Raw genomic sequence first — 12,542 nt, forward strand, 5'->3', positions numbered from 1 at the left:
TGGCGCCCCCGATTTGGAGCCCCCGATGCCGCGTCCCGCCTGGTCCCTGTTTGCCTATCAATTGATCGAGCCTGACGAACAGCTTGACCTGTTCGCCTGCCAGGAGATCCGCGTCCATCTTGTGGCCCGTCAGCTCGAGCTGGGAGGCTCGGCCGACCGCACGCTGTGCGGCACGCTGTTGCCCGCGCAGCCGCGCTGGTCCACGGTTGCGCGCGGCATCTACCGTGATCGGCGCCTGTGCTCGCTGTGCCGGGCCATTCTCGATGCCCAGCGCCGTGGTACGCGGCCTGTCTGGCCGCAATTGTAACGTCCCGATATAACCTTTCATCCCCTGTAACGCCTTCCTCGGTGCGGATCACTCCCGATTGTGCTGGGGGCGGTGTACAATCGTCGTCTTGACCTCACTGAATTAGCGAAGGATTTCCCGGATGTTGCCGCGCTTTCCCGCCGTCACCCGTTGCCTGACCCTGGCCGCCCTGTTGGCGGCAGGTCCTGCTGCTGCGCTGGAGTTTCCCCTGCCGCCGCCTGGCGAAGACGTCATTGGCCAGGTCCAGGTGATCAAGGCCAAGTACGAAGATACCTTCGCCGATATCGGCACCGCCAACGACCTCGGCTATCTGGAAATGATCGCCGCCAACCCGGGTGTCGACCCCTGGTTGCCGGGTGCTGGCACCGAAATCATTCTGCCGACCCGTTTCATCCTGCCACCTGGCCCGCGTGAAGGCATCGTCATCAACCTGGCCGAGTACCGCATGTACTACTACCCGAAAGGGCAGAACGTGGTGCACACCTATCCGCTGGGTATCGGGCGTGAAGGCTGGGGTTCGCCGATCGCCAACACCAAGGTGACGGCCAAGACGCCGAACCCGACCTGGACGCCACCGGCCTCGATCCGCAAGGAGCACGCCGAAGACGGTGACATCCTGCCTACGGTGGTGCCGGCAGGCCCGGATAACCCGCTGGGTCCGTTCAAGTTCACCCTGGGCGTTCCGGGCTACCTGATCCACGGTTCGAACAAGAAGTTCGGTATCGGCATGCGCACCAGCCATGGCTGCTTCCGCATGTTCAACAACAACGTGCTTGAGTTGGCCAAGATGGCGCCGGTCGGTGTTCCGGTGCGCATTATCAATGAGCCGTACAAGTTCGGCCTGAGTTCTGGCAAGGTCTACCTCGAGGCGCACACACCGCTGGACGACAAGGGCGATCCATCGGTGGTCGACAAGCACACCGCGGTGATCAACGCCTTGCTCAAGCGCGAAGATCTGGCTAATAACCTGCGCATGAACTGGGACATGGTACGTGACGTAGTGGCTGCTGAAGATGGCATGCCGGTGGAAATCGCCGTGCCGAACACCGCCCAGCAACCAATGGTCTCAAGCGTACCGCTGGACATGCAGTAACCCCAGTCCTGGGTTGTTGTATCCGAGGCCTGCCATTGTGCAGGCCTCGTCGTTTCTGCCGTTTACTTTCTTGCAAAGGTTCTTAACGGAATGCCGGAAGTATGATTGGGGATGGACTTCGGATGGAGGGCTTATTCGGCCCGGGCCGAAGGGCGCTGTGCACCACCACTGCAGGCAAGCCCGTTTTTGATCTTGATCTTCATACACGCAAGTTCAGACGCCGCGAACTGCGACTTCAGGAGGCTGAGCGCAGGTGCCTGTAGGGGCCAGTGCGCAGCACCTTCGGCGTAGCCGAAGAACGCGAGCCGTAGACTTGGCGAAGCAAGTCGTAGGCCGCGTGGCCCCGGAAGGTGCCGGAGCGAAGGGACCCGGAGCGCAGCGTAGGGCCGTATGCAGGAGCGAGCGGCTTTGCCTACTTTCCCGAAGAGGAAAGTAGGCCGCCGTAAGGGCGGAAGGGGCCAGCAGCGGCGCCACAGCAAATGGATAAGCTCCCACAGCCATAACAACCCAAAATCAAGGCTCCTAGTCTTCAGGACTTTGTGAGGAGCCATAAAAAAAGCCGACCCACAAGTGGGTCGGCTCCAAATAAAAATCCCGAGGGATAATTACTTACGGCTGGCTTTGTCCAGCATACGCAGAGCGCGCTCGTTAGCTTCGTCAGCGGTCTGTTGTGCTTTTTGAGCAGCAGCCAGAGCGTCGTCAGCTTTGCGGTAGGCTTCGTCAGCGCGAGCTTGTGCACGAGCAGCTGCGTCTTCGGTAGCGGTCAGACGAGCTTCGGTTTCTTTGGAGACGCTGCTGCAACCGGTAGCCAGAACTGCGGCCAGAGCCAGAGCAGAAAATTTCAGAACGTTGTTCATCGTGTTCCCCTTCAAGGACTTTCTATTAAATAGCCATCTCTCAACAAAGAGAAACTAGCCGGTGTACATAGTACCCATTACTTGTAGTAAGTAAACTGACAGAGCGCAAGAACTGCAAAAAAATCCGCCTGTCCCGGGACCGCCACAGCCTTTGTAAAAAAACTGTGAAGGTGCCGCATGCGCGGCTGTAATCAAGTGTAGCAAGTGTGTTTTTTTGTTGAACTAACGGTGACTTAAAGTGTCATCCTACGTCTTAGCACTACAACATCCGGCAACTGTTCAGGCCGCTACCCGCCGCCTGATTCGCTGGCTACAAGTGCACAAATTTTGCGACCAGACGCCTTGAGCATCCGGGCCCTGGGCGCCTACTATTTGTACGTGCTCTTTTGCCAGAGAACGACCAAGCTGTTCTTGCTGTCCAAACGGGCACGGGGTGGCGTAGAGGTTCCTTCGCCGGACAAACATCGGTAAGGTAGGGGTCAGATCATAAGACCCGCGAGGAGTAGTGATGAGCGAGGCGTTGTCCATCCACCATGACCAGGCTGGTCATCAATTCGAGACCAGTGTGGACGGTCATCGTGCTTACCTGACCTACATGGACCTGGGTAAGCAAACCCTGGATATCTACCGCACTTTTGTTCCCAATGCGTTGCGGGGCCGGGGTATTGCCGCGGCGCTGACCGAAAAGGCGCTGCAGTACGCAGAAGACATGGGCTACACCGTGATTCCGTCATGCTCGTACGTAGAACGTTACATGGAGCGCCAGCAGCGGCACTCCACCAAGGCTTGAGAATCGCGAAGGGCAGCTGCGCAGCTGCCGTTCAACGCAGATACAAAAACGCCGGGCAATGCCCGGCGTTCTTGTATCTGCCTGTCAGGCGCGGTCGCGCTTGGGCAGTACGTCCTTGAGCTTGGCGTGCATGCTGCGCAGGGTCTTCTCGGTGGCGTCCCAATCGATGCAGGCGTCGGTGATCGATACACCATACTGCAGGTCGTTGAGGTCCTTCGGAATCGCCTGGCAACCCCAATTCAGATGGCTCTCGACCATCAGGCCGATGATCGACTGGTTGCCTTCGAGGATCTGGTTGGCAACGTTCTCCATCACCAGTGGCTGCAGGGCCGGGTCCTTGTTGGAGTTGGCGTGGCTGCAGTCGACCATGATGTTCGGCTTGATCTTGGCCTTGGCCAGCGCCTGCTCGCACAGAGCGACACTGACGGAATCGTAGTTCGGCTTGCCGTTGCCACCGCGCAGTACCACGTGACCGTAGGCGTTGCCTTTGGTGGTGACGATGGACACGCCGCCTTCCTGGTTGATACCGAGGAAGCGATGAGGGCTGGAAACCGACTGCAGGGCATTGATTGCCACGGTCAGGCCGCCATCGGTGCCGTTCTTGAAGCCCACGGCCGAGGACAGGCCCGAGGCCATTTCACGGTGGGTCTGGGATTCGGTGGTGCGCGCGCCGATCGCCGACCAGCTGATCAGGTCCTGCAGGTACTGCGGGGAGATCGGGTCGAGGGCTTCGGTCGCGGTGGGCAGGCCCATTTCCGCCAGGTCCAGCAGCAGCTGGCGACCAATGTGCAGGCCGTCCTGAATCTTGAACGAGTCGTCCAGGTACGGGTCGTTGATCAGGCCTTTCCAGCCGACCGTGGTGCGTGGCTTTTCAAAGTACACGCGCATGACCAGGTACAGGGTATCGGAGACTTCGGCGGCCAGGGCCTTGAGGCGCTCGGCGTATTCGTGGGCCGCTTTGATGTCGTGGATCGAGCAGGGGCCGATCACCACGAACAGGCGGTGATCCTTGCCGTCGAGGATATTGCGCACCACTTCACGGCCCGCAGTCACGGTCTTGAGCGCAGCGGCGCTCAGGGGGATTTCCTTCTTGAGCTGATCGGGGGTGATCAAGGTCTCGTTGGAGGCAACGTTTAGGTCATCGATCGGTAAATCAGCCATCGTGTTACTCGTCAGGTCACGGGTGCCGGCCGCCAGCGATCCCCGTGCGGCGGAGCAGCGAAAATTGTACGCAGCGGGGAGCCGAACCTTAGCGCGTTACACCGTAGCTCGACAATGGGTAGCGCCTGCTTTCCTGCGTGTGAAAGCCCGCAGGCGCTGGGTTTTTTGCACTTAAACGAGAATCTGCCGGGTATGGGTGGCCTCAAGACTGGCTTCGGAGAATTCGCCGGCATGCAGGCTGACCCACTGTTGGGCAAGGGCATCGAGGTCGTCAGGGGTGCTTTTGTCGAGGGCTTGCTGCTGGTAAAGGTGCTGGATCTGACAGACCTGCTCGCTCATTCTCGCCCCGAACAGGGCCTGTTCATCGGTGAAGGCGATGCCGACCCGATAACCCTCCTGCTGTTTCTGGCACCAGGCCACGTAGCCGGGGTAACGCGCCGTTTCGCCGAGGGAGGGGATGTATATTTCGACTGCCATGCCGCGGCGGTATGCGCGGGGGTGATTGCAGGCGATACCGCCCAGGCTGATAGTGTGCAGGCGCTGGCGAAACAGGCTGGGCGACTGGCGTAAGGCCAGTTCGACCGGAACATCGTCCGGGTGCGGCAGGTATCCACGCATGATCGACTCCGTGTCGATTTTTTGACCTTGTTCGCCTCAGTATAGTGAAGGATCGTAAAGCGCTTGATTTGCGTGTAAAAAAACTGAACAAAAAATGAACGGTTAAAGGAGAGCAGGATGAACACCAGCAGTCCGCGTATTGGCATCATCGGCACCGGCGCCATTGGCGGCTACTACGGCTTGATGCTGGCCCGGGCCGGGTTCGATGTGCATTTCCTCCTGCGCAGTGAGTTTGACGCGGTCAGTGCTAACGGGATTCGGGTCGAAAGTGCGATTCATGGCACGCTGCAAATGCCAGTGCTGGCTTATGCCGATGCCGCCGACATGCCGCCCTGCGACTGGCTGCTGGTGGGTGCCAAGTCCACCAGCAATGCCGAACTTGCGCCAGTAATCGCCAAGGCTGCGGCCAGCGACTGCAAAGTAGTGCTGTTACAGAATGGCCTGGGTGTCGAGGAGTGCCTGCGTCCGTTGTTGCCAGCCCATCTGCACCTGCTGGGCGGTTTGTGTTTTATCTGCGTCAACCGCGAGGCGCCTGGCGTGCTTCGCCATCAATCCCTGGGGGCAGTGAACCTGGGCTATCACAGCGGCCCGGCCACCGATGCCGCTGCGCGTCAGCAGGTGGTCGACGCCGGTGCCGAGCTGTTCCGTGCAGCGGGCATCGACTCGCAGGCGATGAGCAACCTGGCCCAGGCGCGCTGGCAGAAGCTGGTGTGGAATGTGCCTTACAACGGTCTGTCGGTACTGCTCAGGGCCAGCACCACGCCGTTGATGGCGGATGCGCAGAGTCGCGAGCTGGTCCAGGCGCTGATGGCAGAGGTGGTGGAGGGCGCGCGTAGCTGTGGTCATGAGTTGCCCCAGGGCTATGCTGAGCATCTGTTCGCCGTAACGGAAAAAATGCCGGACTACTGGCCGAGCATGTACCACGACTTTGCCCAGCAGCGGCCGCTGGAGCTGGCGGCAATCTATGCCGAGCCGTTGGCGCAAGCGCGCGCGGCGGGTTGCAGCTTGCCGCGTATTGAGGCGTTGTATCAGGCACTGGCGTTTATTGATCGGGCCAATCGCGGGGCAAGCCCGCTCCCACCGGCCCCGCGATTGGCCTAAAAGGAGTGGAAAATGAGCAAGAATCTCGGCGACAAACTGGTGGTCGCCATCTCCTCGCGGGCGCTGTTCGACCTCAGCGAAAGCCATCGTCTTTACCTGGCAGAAGGTGTCGAAGCCTACCGCCAATATCAGATCGATCACGAGGACGAAGTGCTGGCGCCCGGTGATGCCTTCCCGCTGGTGCAGAAGCTGTTGGGCCTCAATGCTCATCTTGGCCAACCCCGGGTCGAAGTGGTGCTGGTGTCACGCAACAGTGCCGACACCGGCCTGCGCGTGTTCAATTCCATCGAACACCACGGCCTGGGTATCTACCGCGCAGCCTTTGTTGGCGGGCGCAGTCCGTACCCATATCTGGCGGCCTTTGGCTGTCATCTGTTCCTGTCGACCGATGCCGACGATGTTCGCAGTGCGCTCGAAGCCGGTTTCGCGGCGGCGACCATCCTCTCCGGAGGAGCGCAACGCGCCGCCAGCGATGAGCTGCGTATCGCCTTCGACGGTGACGCGGTGCTGTTCTCCGACGAGTCTGAGCGGGTCTACCAATTGGGTGGCTTGGAGGCGTTCCAGGCCAGCGAGCGCCAGTCGGCGCGCGAACCGTTGCGAGGCGGGCCGTTCAAGCCCTTCCTTGCCGCGTTGAACCTGCTGCAGAAGGAGTTTCCTGAAGGCGCCTGCCCGATTCGCACTGCCTTGGTAACCGCGCGTTCGGCACCCGCGCATGAGCGGGTGATCCGCACGTTGCGCGAGTGGGATATCCGCCTGGATGAGTCGCTGTTCCTGGGTGGGCTGGACAAATCGGCGTTCCTTGAGGCCTTCGCCGCCGATGTGTTCTTCGATGACCAGGCCGGCCATTGCGAGCGGGCGCGCAGCGTGGTTGCAACCGGTCATGTGCCGCACGGCATCAGTAACGAACCGACCCTGCGCTAGGCCGCTGGTGTGGAGCGCCAGACGGAACAGCGTGTCATCGGCGCGCTGCTAAGCTGAAGCTTGCTCTGCCCAGGCGGCAGTCGAGGAGGTCGAATGATCCGTTCCATGCTGTATGCCACTGACCTCGGTGTATACGCGCCTTTTGTCATGCAACACGCGCTGGCGTTGGCGCGAACCTTCAATGCAGAGCTGTATGTCATCCATGCCGTCGAACCCATGGGGCAGTTCGCTGAGTCGCTGTTGCAAAGTTACCTGGACGAACAGACCCTCGACCAACTGCACAGTCAGGGGGTCAACAACGTCATGGCCACCATCGAACAGCAGGTGCTGGAAAACTTTCGGGACGAGTTGGGTGAAGAAGCGGACCTGGCGTTGATCAAGGCCGTGCGCGTGCGCCAGGGCGATCCGGCGCAGGTGATCCTTGAGCAGGCGGCGCGCCTGAGTGTCGATCTGCTGATTTTCGGCAGCCACAGCCAGGGGGCGGGGGTGGATATTCCCATCGGCCGCACCGCAGTGCGTCTGCTCCAGCTGTCGCCGGTGCCGGTGTACATGGTGCCGTTGGCCCAGCACCTGGGACGTCGGAAGGCTTAAGGCTGCCGTGTCAGTGGATTCCTACTAGACTGCTAAAATAGTTCTAGATTTATTCTTCAAACCACTAATATAGTTATAAATCGTCGCTGCTGCCGGTGACGCCCCAGCTGATTTGAGGGATACCTATGAAGCTCCAACAATTGCGCTACATCTGGGAAGTGGCGCACCACGACCTCAACGTCTCCGCGACAGCGCAGAGCCTGTACACGTCCCAGCCGGGCATCAGCAAGCAGATCCGCCTGCTCGAAGACGAACTGGGCGTTGAAGTGTTCGCGCGCAGCGGCAAGCACCTGACTCGCGTGACCCCGGCCGGTGAGCGCATCATCACCACCGCTGGCGAAATCCTGCGCAAGGTCGAAAGCATCAAACAGATTGCCCAGGAATTCTCCAACGAGAAGAAGGGCACCCTGTCGATCGCCACTACGCACACCCAGGCGCGCTACGCATTGCCGCCGGTGATCAGCAGCTTCATCAAGCAGTACCCGGAAGTGGCCCTGCACATGCATCAGGGTTCGCCGATGCAGATTGCCGAAATGGCTGCGGACGGCACCGTCGATTTTGCCATCGCCACCGAAGCCCTGGAGCTGTTTGGCGACCTGGTCATGATGCCGTGCTACCGCTGGAACCGTTGCGTGGTGGTGCCACAAGGCCACCCGTTGACCAAGCTGCCCAAGCTCACCCTCGAAGCCCTGGCCGAATACCCGATCGTTACCTATGTGTTCGGTTTCACCGGCCGTTCCAAGCTCGACGAAGCTTTCAGCCATCGCGGCCTGACCCCGAAAGTGGTGTTCACCGCCGCCGACGCCGACGTGATCAAGACCTATGTGCGTCTGGGTCTGGGTGTGGGCATCGTGGCCAAGATGGCCGTTGATACCAAGCTCGACAATGACCTGGTGGTCCTCGATGCCAGCGAACTGTTCGAGTCCAGCGTGACCAAGATCGGCTTCCGCCGTGGTACCTTCCTGCGTGGCTTCATGTGCGACTTCATCGAGAAGTTTGCCCCGCACCTGACCCGTGAAGTGATGGCCAAGGCTATCCAGTGTCACAACAAGCAAGAGCTTGAAGAGCTGTTTGCGGATGTCGAGTTGCCGGTGCATTGATACCAGCAGCAGACAAGAAAAAACCGGCCATCGTGCCGGTTTTTTCTTGTCCTCGGTTTGGCTCAGAAAATGATGAGCATGAGCGTGCCAATGTAGATCGACGCCATCAGCAGCGCGGTGCCCATGCCCCATTGGAATTTGCTCAGTGCACCGCGCCAGGCGAGCCTGGCCAGGCCAAGGCTCAGCGCGAGCATGAATGTGCTGAAGGCAATCGCAGCCAGTGGCCGGTGCAATCCCGGGCTGTGGTTGTTTATCCCCATGGCAACCAGCAGCAAGGTCATCAGCACCTGGCGCTCAAGCAGACTGTTACGCAGCTGGCGCAGCAGGGTCGCTTGCAATTGCTCGCGGGGTGGCAAGCCAGGCGCCAGGAGCAGTTCGGCGAGGGTCGCGCGGTTGCGCCCGTGAAGGTCGATCAGCGTGCCTATGGCGTGCATGGGCGTCCAGACCAACAGGACTGCCGCCCACATGGCAAGGAAACCAGTGTTGTAATCCGGCTCTATCCAGTAGACGAACGTCACGACGCTCGCCAGTGCCAGGTACATCAGATACTGGCCGCGTTTACCGTATATCTGTTTGATGGTCTGGCAACTGCGGCCAAGCAGGGCGGCCATGGGCTCCTGGCGTTGGTGGTTCTGATCGGCGGCGGTGTTGCTGAGAGCGCCGGCTGCTGGAACTGCGCACCCCTTGCCTGGATCGCGCGAGCCAAGGGTGAATCCACTCAGAGCTACCCCCAGTGGCGTCATGAGCTTGGTCCGTGGCCGCTGCGAATGGTAATGCCACAATGCCCAGGTCAATAGCAGCGCCAGTACGCCAAGCAGAGCACTTTGGCCGGGGTTGGCGAGCACAGGCCAGTACAGGGCAAGCAGGGTTACCGGGATGAAGTTCAAGGCCCACGGCATGCTGATGGTCAGCAGGCCGAAGCACGAGCCCAGCCATAATGCCGCCGCCAACTGCGGGAGGTGATGGCTGGCCACTGGCCAAAGCGCCAGGCACATCAGTGGCGGAGCGATACTCAGTGCCATGTGCAGGCCCACTGCGCCCAGCAAGGTGCGACGAACCTTGGGGGCGCGTAGGGCAATCATGTTCGTGGTCAGGCTGCACAGTCTTGGCCCATGGAACAGCCACCACAGGGCGGCGGCAACGGCCCAGGTGAAAGGCCAGGCCAGTGATGCCGGGGCTTCAGGTGTGCGGTACCAGAGGCTGACACCGACAGCCAGCGTCAGCACGTAGCACAGTGCGCCCACAGCGGGCAGCCACGCGCCGAAAAACAGCGGCTTGAGCGCCGAGGCCTTCATGCTGCCAGCTCCAAGAACAGGTCTTCCAGACTCAGGCCCAATTCATCCTTGAGCTGATCAACTTCGGCATACAGTCGCAGCTGGCCCTGATGAACGAGGGCGACATGAGAAGCGATGCGCTCCAGGTCGGAGAGGATGTGGGTGGAGAACACCACGGTACTGCCATGTTCGCTCGCCAGCTCAACGATTTCTCGCAGCAGTTCGCGCCGTGCCAGCGGATCGAGAGCTGCAGCAGGTTCGTCCAGTACCAGCAGACGCGGCCGAGGGGCCAGGGCGCGAATGATCGCCACTTGCTGGCGTTGGCCTGGGGAGAGGCTGTGAATCATGCGCTGGCTGTCCAGGTTCCAGCGCTGCAGCAGCGTTTCGACCAGTTCGCTATCCCAGGTTGGATAAAGACTGGCAAAGAACTTCAGGGCCTCGCCGACTTTCAGCCAGTTCAGGCTGTCGCCCTGTTGCGGCACATAACTCAAGGCAGCCTTGCCCTGGTCATCGATCTGGCTGGCAGGTTTGCCAAACAACCGGGCCTCGCCACTGTCGGCCTGACGCAGCCCCAGCAGGCACTCGATCAGGGTGCTCTTGCCTGCACCATTGCGTCCCAGCAAACCTAGTACTGTTCCCGGTTCGATGCTCAGCGAAACACCGTCCAGTGCCATGTGATCCTTGTAGCGTTTGGTCAGACCGTGGGCTTCGACCACGGCGGGCAGGTTACTCATTGCGATCCTTCGAAAGCGCTGCTTCGTTCATGAGAGGGGTGAGGGCCTCGATCAATTGATCGAGGTTCAGGTCCAGTTGGTGCGCCTGGCGAGCCAGTTCCTGCAAAGCGGGCTGCAATGCCTGCAGGCGTGTTTTGCTGGGGGTGATCGCCTGATGGTTGGCAGCAACTTGCATGCCTTTGCCACGCTGGCGCTCGAGCAAACCCTGGGCTTCCAGCAAGGCATAGGCCTTGGAAACCGTCATCGGGTTGATCGCATGGGCGGCGGCCACCTCGCGCACCGAAGGCAGGCGGGTGCCCGGTGGGCAGGTTCCAGCGCTGATCAGGCGAGTGATCTGGCCGACGATCTGGCGATAGATCGGGTCGGCAGAGCTGGGTTCGATGTGCAGGGTCATGGCGTCCATGTGTATTAGTGTAGCAATACACTATTGGTGCCGGGCAAGTACTTTTTTGCGGGCATGAAAAAACCGGCCGAAGCCGGTTTTGTCTGTCTGGGCAATCAGCCTTTCGTGATCAGGTTGCCGGCATGCAGGCCGCATTCCTTCTGGGTCGACTCTTCCCACCACCAGCGCCCTTCGCGTTCGTGCTGGTTAGGCAGCACAGGGCGGGTGCAGGGCTCGCAGCCGATACTGATGAAGCCGCGCTCGTGCAGGCTGTTGTACGGCAGCTCGAGCATGCGGATATAGCCCCAGACCTCCTCGCTGCTCATCTGCGCCAGGGGGTTGAATTTGTACAAGGTGCGCTCGGGGGTAGAGAACGCGCTGTCGATTTCCAGCGCTGCGACCTGGCTGCGGGTGCCCGGGCTCTGGTCGCGGCGCTGGCCGGTGGCCCAGGCGCTGACAGTGCTGAGCTTGCGGCGCAGCGGTTCGATCTTGCGGATGCCGCAGCATTCGCCGTGGCCATCCTTGTAGAAGCTGAACAGGCCTTTCTCTTTGACGAAGGGATCGAGCTTGTTGCGATCGGGGGAGAGGATCTCGATCGGCAGGTTGTAGTGCTCGCGCACCTGATCGATAAAGCGATAGGTCTCCGGGTGCAGGCGGCCGGTGTCGAGGCTGAACACCTTGACGTTCTTGTTCATCTTCCAGGCCATGTCCACCAGCACCACGTCTTCGGCGCCGCTGAAGGAGATCCACAGGTCGTCGCCAAAGTGTTCGAAGGCGAGTTTGAGGATGTCTTGCGGGGACTTGTTGGCGTAAGTCGCGGCCAGGGCGGCGACGTCGAAGGGTTGGCTCATCAGGCGGCTTCCGGTCATTGAATGGCGCTTGGCGCTCGTAATACCACGATCTTAACAAAAATTGCCGGGGCAGACGCCGCGCATGTAGAGTGCGGCTTCCCATTTTTGGCGTTGTTCGAGGAGTGTGCTGTGGAAATTGCCTGTCTCGACCTGGAAGGCGTACTGGTCCCGGAAATCTGGATCGCCTTTGCGGAAAAAACCGGAATCGAATCGTTGCGGGCGACCACCCGTGATATTCCCGATTACGATGTGCTGATGAAGCAGCGCCTGCGCATTCTTGATGAGCATGGCCTGAAGCTTTCCGATATCCAGGCGGTGATCGCCACGCTCAAGCCGCTGGACGGCGCCATCGAGTTCGTTGACTGGCTGCGTGAGCGCTTCCAGGTGGTGATTCTCTCCGACACCTTCTACGAATTCTCCCAGCCGCTGATGCGCCAGCTGGGTTTCCCGACCTTGCTCTGCCATCGCCTGATCACTGACGAAACGGATCGGGTGACCGGCTACCAGTTGCGCCAGAAAGATCCCAAGCGTCAGTCGGTGCTGGCGTTCAAGAGCCTGTACTACCGGGTGATCGCAGCCGGTGACTCGTACAACGACACCACCATGCTGGGTGAGGCTGACGCAGGGATTCTGTTCCATGCGCCGGAGAATGTGATCCGCGAGTTCCCGCAGTTTCCGGCAGTGCATGATTTCGAGGCGTTGAAGAAAGAGTTCATCAAGGCCTCCAATCGGTCGTTGAGCCTGTAAGGTCTCATCACGGGG

General features: G+C 60.4%; 15 protein-coding genes. 8 read left to right on the forward strand and 7 right to left on the reverse strand.

The window, feature by feature from the left end; genetic code table 11:
* Positions 1-25 precede the first annotated feature (25 nt).
* Both ACO6VD_RS02805 and ACO6VD_RS02810 read left to right on the forward strand, forming a co-directional pair.
* Complete coding sequence (locus tag ACO6VD_RS02805) at positions 26-307, forward strand: hypothetical protein (protein ID WP_422416904.1); 282 nt, start codon at positions 26-28, stop codon at positions 305-307.
* 121 nt (positions 308-428) lie between these two features.
* A complete protein-coding gene (locus ACO6VD_RS02810) occupies positions 429-1,400 on the forward strand; it encodes a L,D-transpeptidase family protein (RefSeq protein WP_422416906.1) in 972 nt (323 codons plus the stop codon).
* 605 nt (positions 1,401-2,005) lie between these two features.
* Here ACO6VD_RS02810 and oprI read toward each other — a convergent pair.
* The gene (gene oprI / locus ACO6VD_RS02815; RefSeq protein WP_003259780.1) at positions 2,006-2,257 is read right to left on the reverse strand and encodes an outer membrane lipoprotei OprI; all 252 of its coding nucleotides are present in this window, start codon (positions 2,255-2,257) and stop codon (positions 2,006-2,008) included.
* Between the two features lie 508 nt (positions 2,258-2,765).
* On the opposite strand from oprI, the gene ACO6VD_RS02820 reads away from it, so the two are divergent.
* Positions 2,766-3,047, forward strand: a complete 282-nt coding sequence (locus ACO6VD_RS02820; protein ID WP_028941432.1) for a GNAT family N-acetyltransferase — start codon at positions 2,766-2,768, stop codon at positions 3,045-3,047.
* Between the two features lie 84 nt (positions 3,048-3,131).
* Here ACO6VD_RS02820 and ACO6VD_RS02825 read toward each other — a convergent pair whose 3' ends face one another.
* Both ACO6VD_RS02825 and ACO6VD_RS02830 read right to left on the reverse strand, forming a co-directional pair.
* Entirely contained in the window at positions 3,132-4,208 is a 1,077-nt protein-coding gene (locus tag ACO6VD_RS02825; protein ID WP_400173827.1) for a 3-deoxy-7-phosphoheptulonate synthase, read from the reverse strand.
* 171 nt (positions 4,209-4,379) lie between these two features.
* Positions 4,380-4,826, reverse strand: a complete 447-nt coding sequence (locus ACO6VD_RS02830) for a PilZ domain-containing protein (RefSeq protein WP_422416907.1) — start codon at positions 4,824-4,826, stop codon at positions 4,380-4,382.
* Positions 4,827-4,943: 117 nt separating this feature from the next.
* Between ACO6VD_RS02830 and ACO6VD_RS02835 the strand changes: the two genes are divergently transcribed.
* The 4 genes from ACO6VD_RS02835 (at position 4,944) to cysB (ending at position 8,539) form a co-directional block, all read left to right on the forward strand.
* The gene (locus tag ACO6VD_RS02835) at positions 4,944-5,927 is read left to right on the forward strand and encodes a putative 2-dehydropantoate 2-reductase (protein ID WP_422416909.1); all 984 of its coding nucleotides are present in this window, start codon (positions 4,944-4,946) and stop codon (positions 5,925-5,927) included.
* 12 nt (positions 5,928-5,939) lie between these two features.
* Positions 5,940-6,848, forward strand: a complete 909-nt coding sequence (locus tag ACO6VD_RS02840; RefSeq protein ID WP_422416911.1) for a 5'-nucleotidase — start codon at positions 5,940-5,942, stop codon at positions 6,846-6,848.
* A 93-nt stretch (positions 6,849-6,941) separates the two neighbouring features.
* Complete coding sequence (locus ACO6VD_RS02845) at positions 6,942-7,439, forward strand: universal stress protein (RefSeq protein ID WP_400173823.1); 498 nt, start codon at positions 6,942-6,944, stop codon at positions 7,437-7,439.
* A gap of 125 nt (positions 7,440-7,564) precedes the next feature.
* The gene (gene cysB / locus ACO6VD_RS02850) at positions 7,565-8,539 is read left to right on the forward strand and encodes an HTH-type transcriptional regulator CysB (RefSeq protein ID WP_038609205.1); all 975 of its coding nucleotides are present in this window, start codon (positions 7,565-7,567) and stop codon (positions 8,537-8,539) included.
* Between the two features lie 62 nt (positions 8,540-8,601).
* Here the strand turns inward: cysB and ACO6VD_RS02855 are convergent, their stop codons facing one another.
* The 4 genes from ACO6VD_RS02855 to ACO6VD_RS02870 form a co-directional block, all read right to left on the reverse strand.
* Positions 8,602-9,834 carry a hypothetical protein gene (locus ACO6VD_RS02855; RefSeq protein ID WP_422416914.1) on the reverse strand — a complete coding sequence of 411 codons (1,233 nt, stop codon included), beginning with the start codon at positions 9,832-9,834 and terminating at the stop codon, positions 8,602-8,604.
* On the reverse strand, positions 9,831-10,547 hold the full coding sequence (locus ACO6VD_RS02860) for an ABC transporter ATP-binding protein (RefSeq protein WP_422416916.1): 717 nt from the start codon (positions 10,545-10,547) through the stop codon (positions 9,831-9,833). Before ACO6VD_RS02860 ends, ACO6VD_RS02855 begins: the two co-directional genes overlap by 4 nt.
* On the reverse strand, positions 10,540-10,941 hold the full coding sequence (locus tag ACO6VD_RS02865; RefSeq protein WP_422416918.1) for a GntR family transcriptional regulator: 402 nt from the start codon (positions 10,939-10,941) through the stop codon (positions 10,540-10,542). Before ACO6VD_RS02865 ends, ACO6VD_RS02860 begins: the two co-directional genes overlap by 8 nt.
* Positions 10,942-11,045: 104 nt before the next feature.
* Positions 11,046-11,780: a phosphoadenylyl-sulfate reductase gene (locus ACO6VD_RS02870; RefSeq protein ID WP_422416920.1), complete on the reverse strand. Its 735-nt coding sequence runs from the start codon at positions 11,778-11,780 to the stop codon at positions 11,046-11,048.
* Between the two features lie 129 nt (positions 11,781-11,909).
* Here ACO6VD_RS02870 and thrH point away from each other — a divergent pair, with 129 nt between their 5' ends.
* Positions 11,910-12,527, forward strand: coding sequence for a bifunctional phosphoserine phosphatase/homoserine phosphotransferase ThrH (thrH, locus tag ACO6VD_RS02875; protein ID WP_038609216.1), 618 nt, complete (start codon positions 11,910-11,912; stop codon positions 12,525-12,527).
* Positions 12,528-12,542: the final 15 nt, after the last annotated feature.

It is taken from the genome of Pseudomonas sp. GZD-222 (genome assembly GCF_049310525.1).
GTDB lineage: Bacteria > Pseudomonadota > Gammaproteobacteria > Pseudomonadales > Pseudomonadaceae > Aquipseudomonas.

Coding starts and splice junctions, on each gene's coding strand:
- ACO6VD_RS02855 (WP_422416914.1), bottom strand. CDS start 9,834: ATGAAGGCCTCGGCGCTCAAGCCGCTGTTTTTCGGCGCGTGGCTGCCC.
- ACO6VD_RS02805 (WP_422416904.1), top strand. CDS start 26: ATGCCGCGTCCCGCCTGGTCCCTGTTTGCCTATCAATTGATCGAGCCT.
- ACO6VD_RS02860 (WP_422416916.1), bottom strand. CDS start 10,547: ATGAGTAACCTGCCCGCCGTGGTCGAAGCCCACGGTCTGACCAAACGC.
- oprI (WP_003259780.1), bottom strand. CDS start 2,257: ATGAACAACGTTCTGAAATTTTCTGCTCTGGCTCTGGCCGCAGTTCTG.
- ACO6VD_RS02830 (WP_422416907.1), bottom strand. CDS start 4,826: ATGCGTGGATACCTGCCGCACCCGGACGATGTTCCGGTCGAACTGGCC.
- ACO6VD_RS02835 (WP_422416909.1), top strand. CDS start 4,944: ATGAACACCAGCAGTCCGCGTATTGGCATCATCGGCACCGGCGCCATT.
- cysB (WP_038609205.1), top strand. CDS start 7,565: ATGAAGCTCCAACAATTGCGCTACATCTGGGAAGTGGCGCACCACGAC.
- ACO6VD_RS02825 (WP_400173827.1), bottom strand. CDS start 4,208: ATGGCTGATTTACCGATCGATGACCTAAACGTTGCCTCCAACGAGACC.
- ACO6VD_RS02810 (WP_422416906.1), top strand. CDS start 429: ATGTTGCCGCGCTTTCCCGCCGTCACCCGTTGCCTGACCCTGGCCGCC.
- ACO6VD_RS02845 (WP_400173823.1), top strand. CDS start 6,942: ATGATCCGTTCCATGCTGTATGCCACTGACCTCGGTGTATACGCGCCT.
- ACO6VD_RS02870 (WP_422416920.1), bottom strand. CDS start 11,780: ATGAGCCAACCCTTCGACGTCGCCGCCCTGGCCGCGACTTACGCCAAC.
- ACO6VD_RS02840 (WP_422416911.1), top strand. CDS start 5,940: ATGAGCAAGAATCTCGGCGACAAACTGGTGGTCGCCATCTCCTCGCGG.
- ACO6VD_RS02865 (WP_422416918.1), bottom strand. CDS start 10,941: ATGACCCTGCACATCGAACCCAGCTCTGCCGACCCGATCTATCGCCAG.
- ACO6VD_RS02820 (WP_028941432.1), top strand. CDS start 2,766: ATGAGCGAGGCGTTGTCCATCCACCATGACCAGGCTGGTCATCAATTC.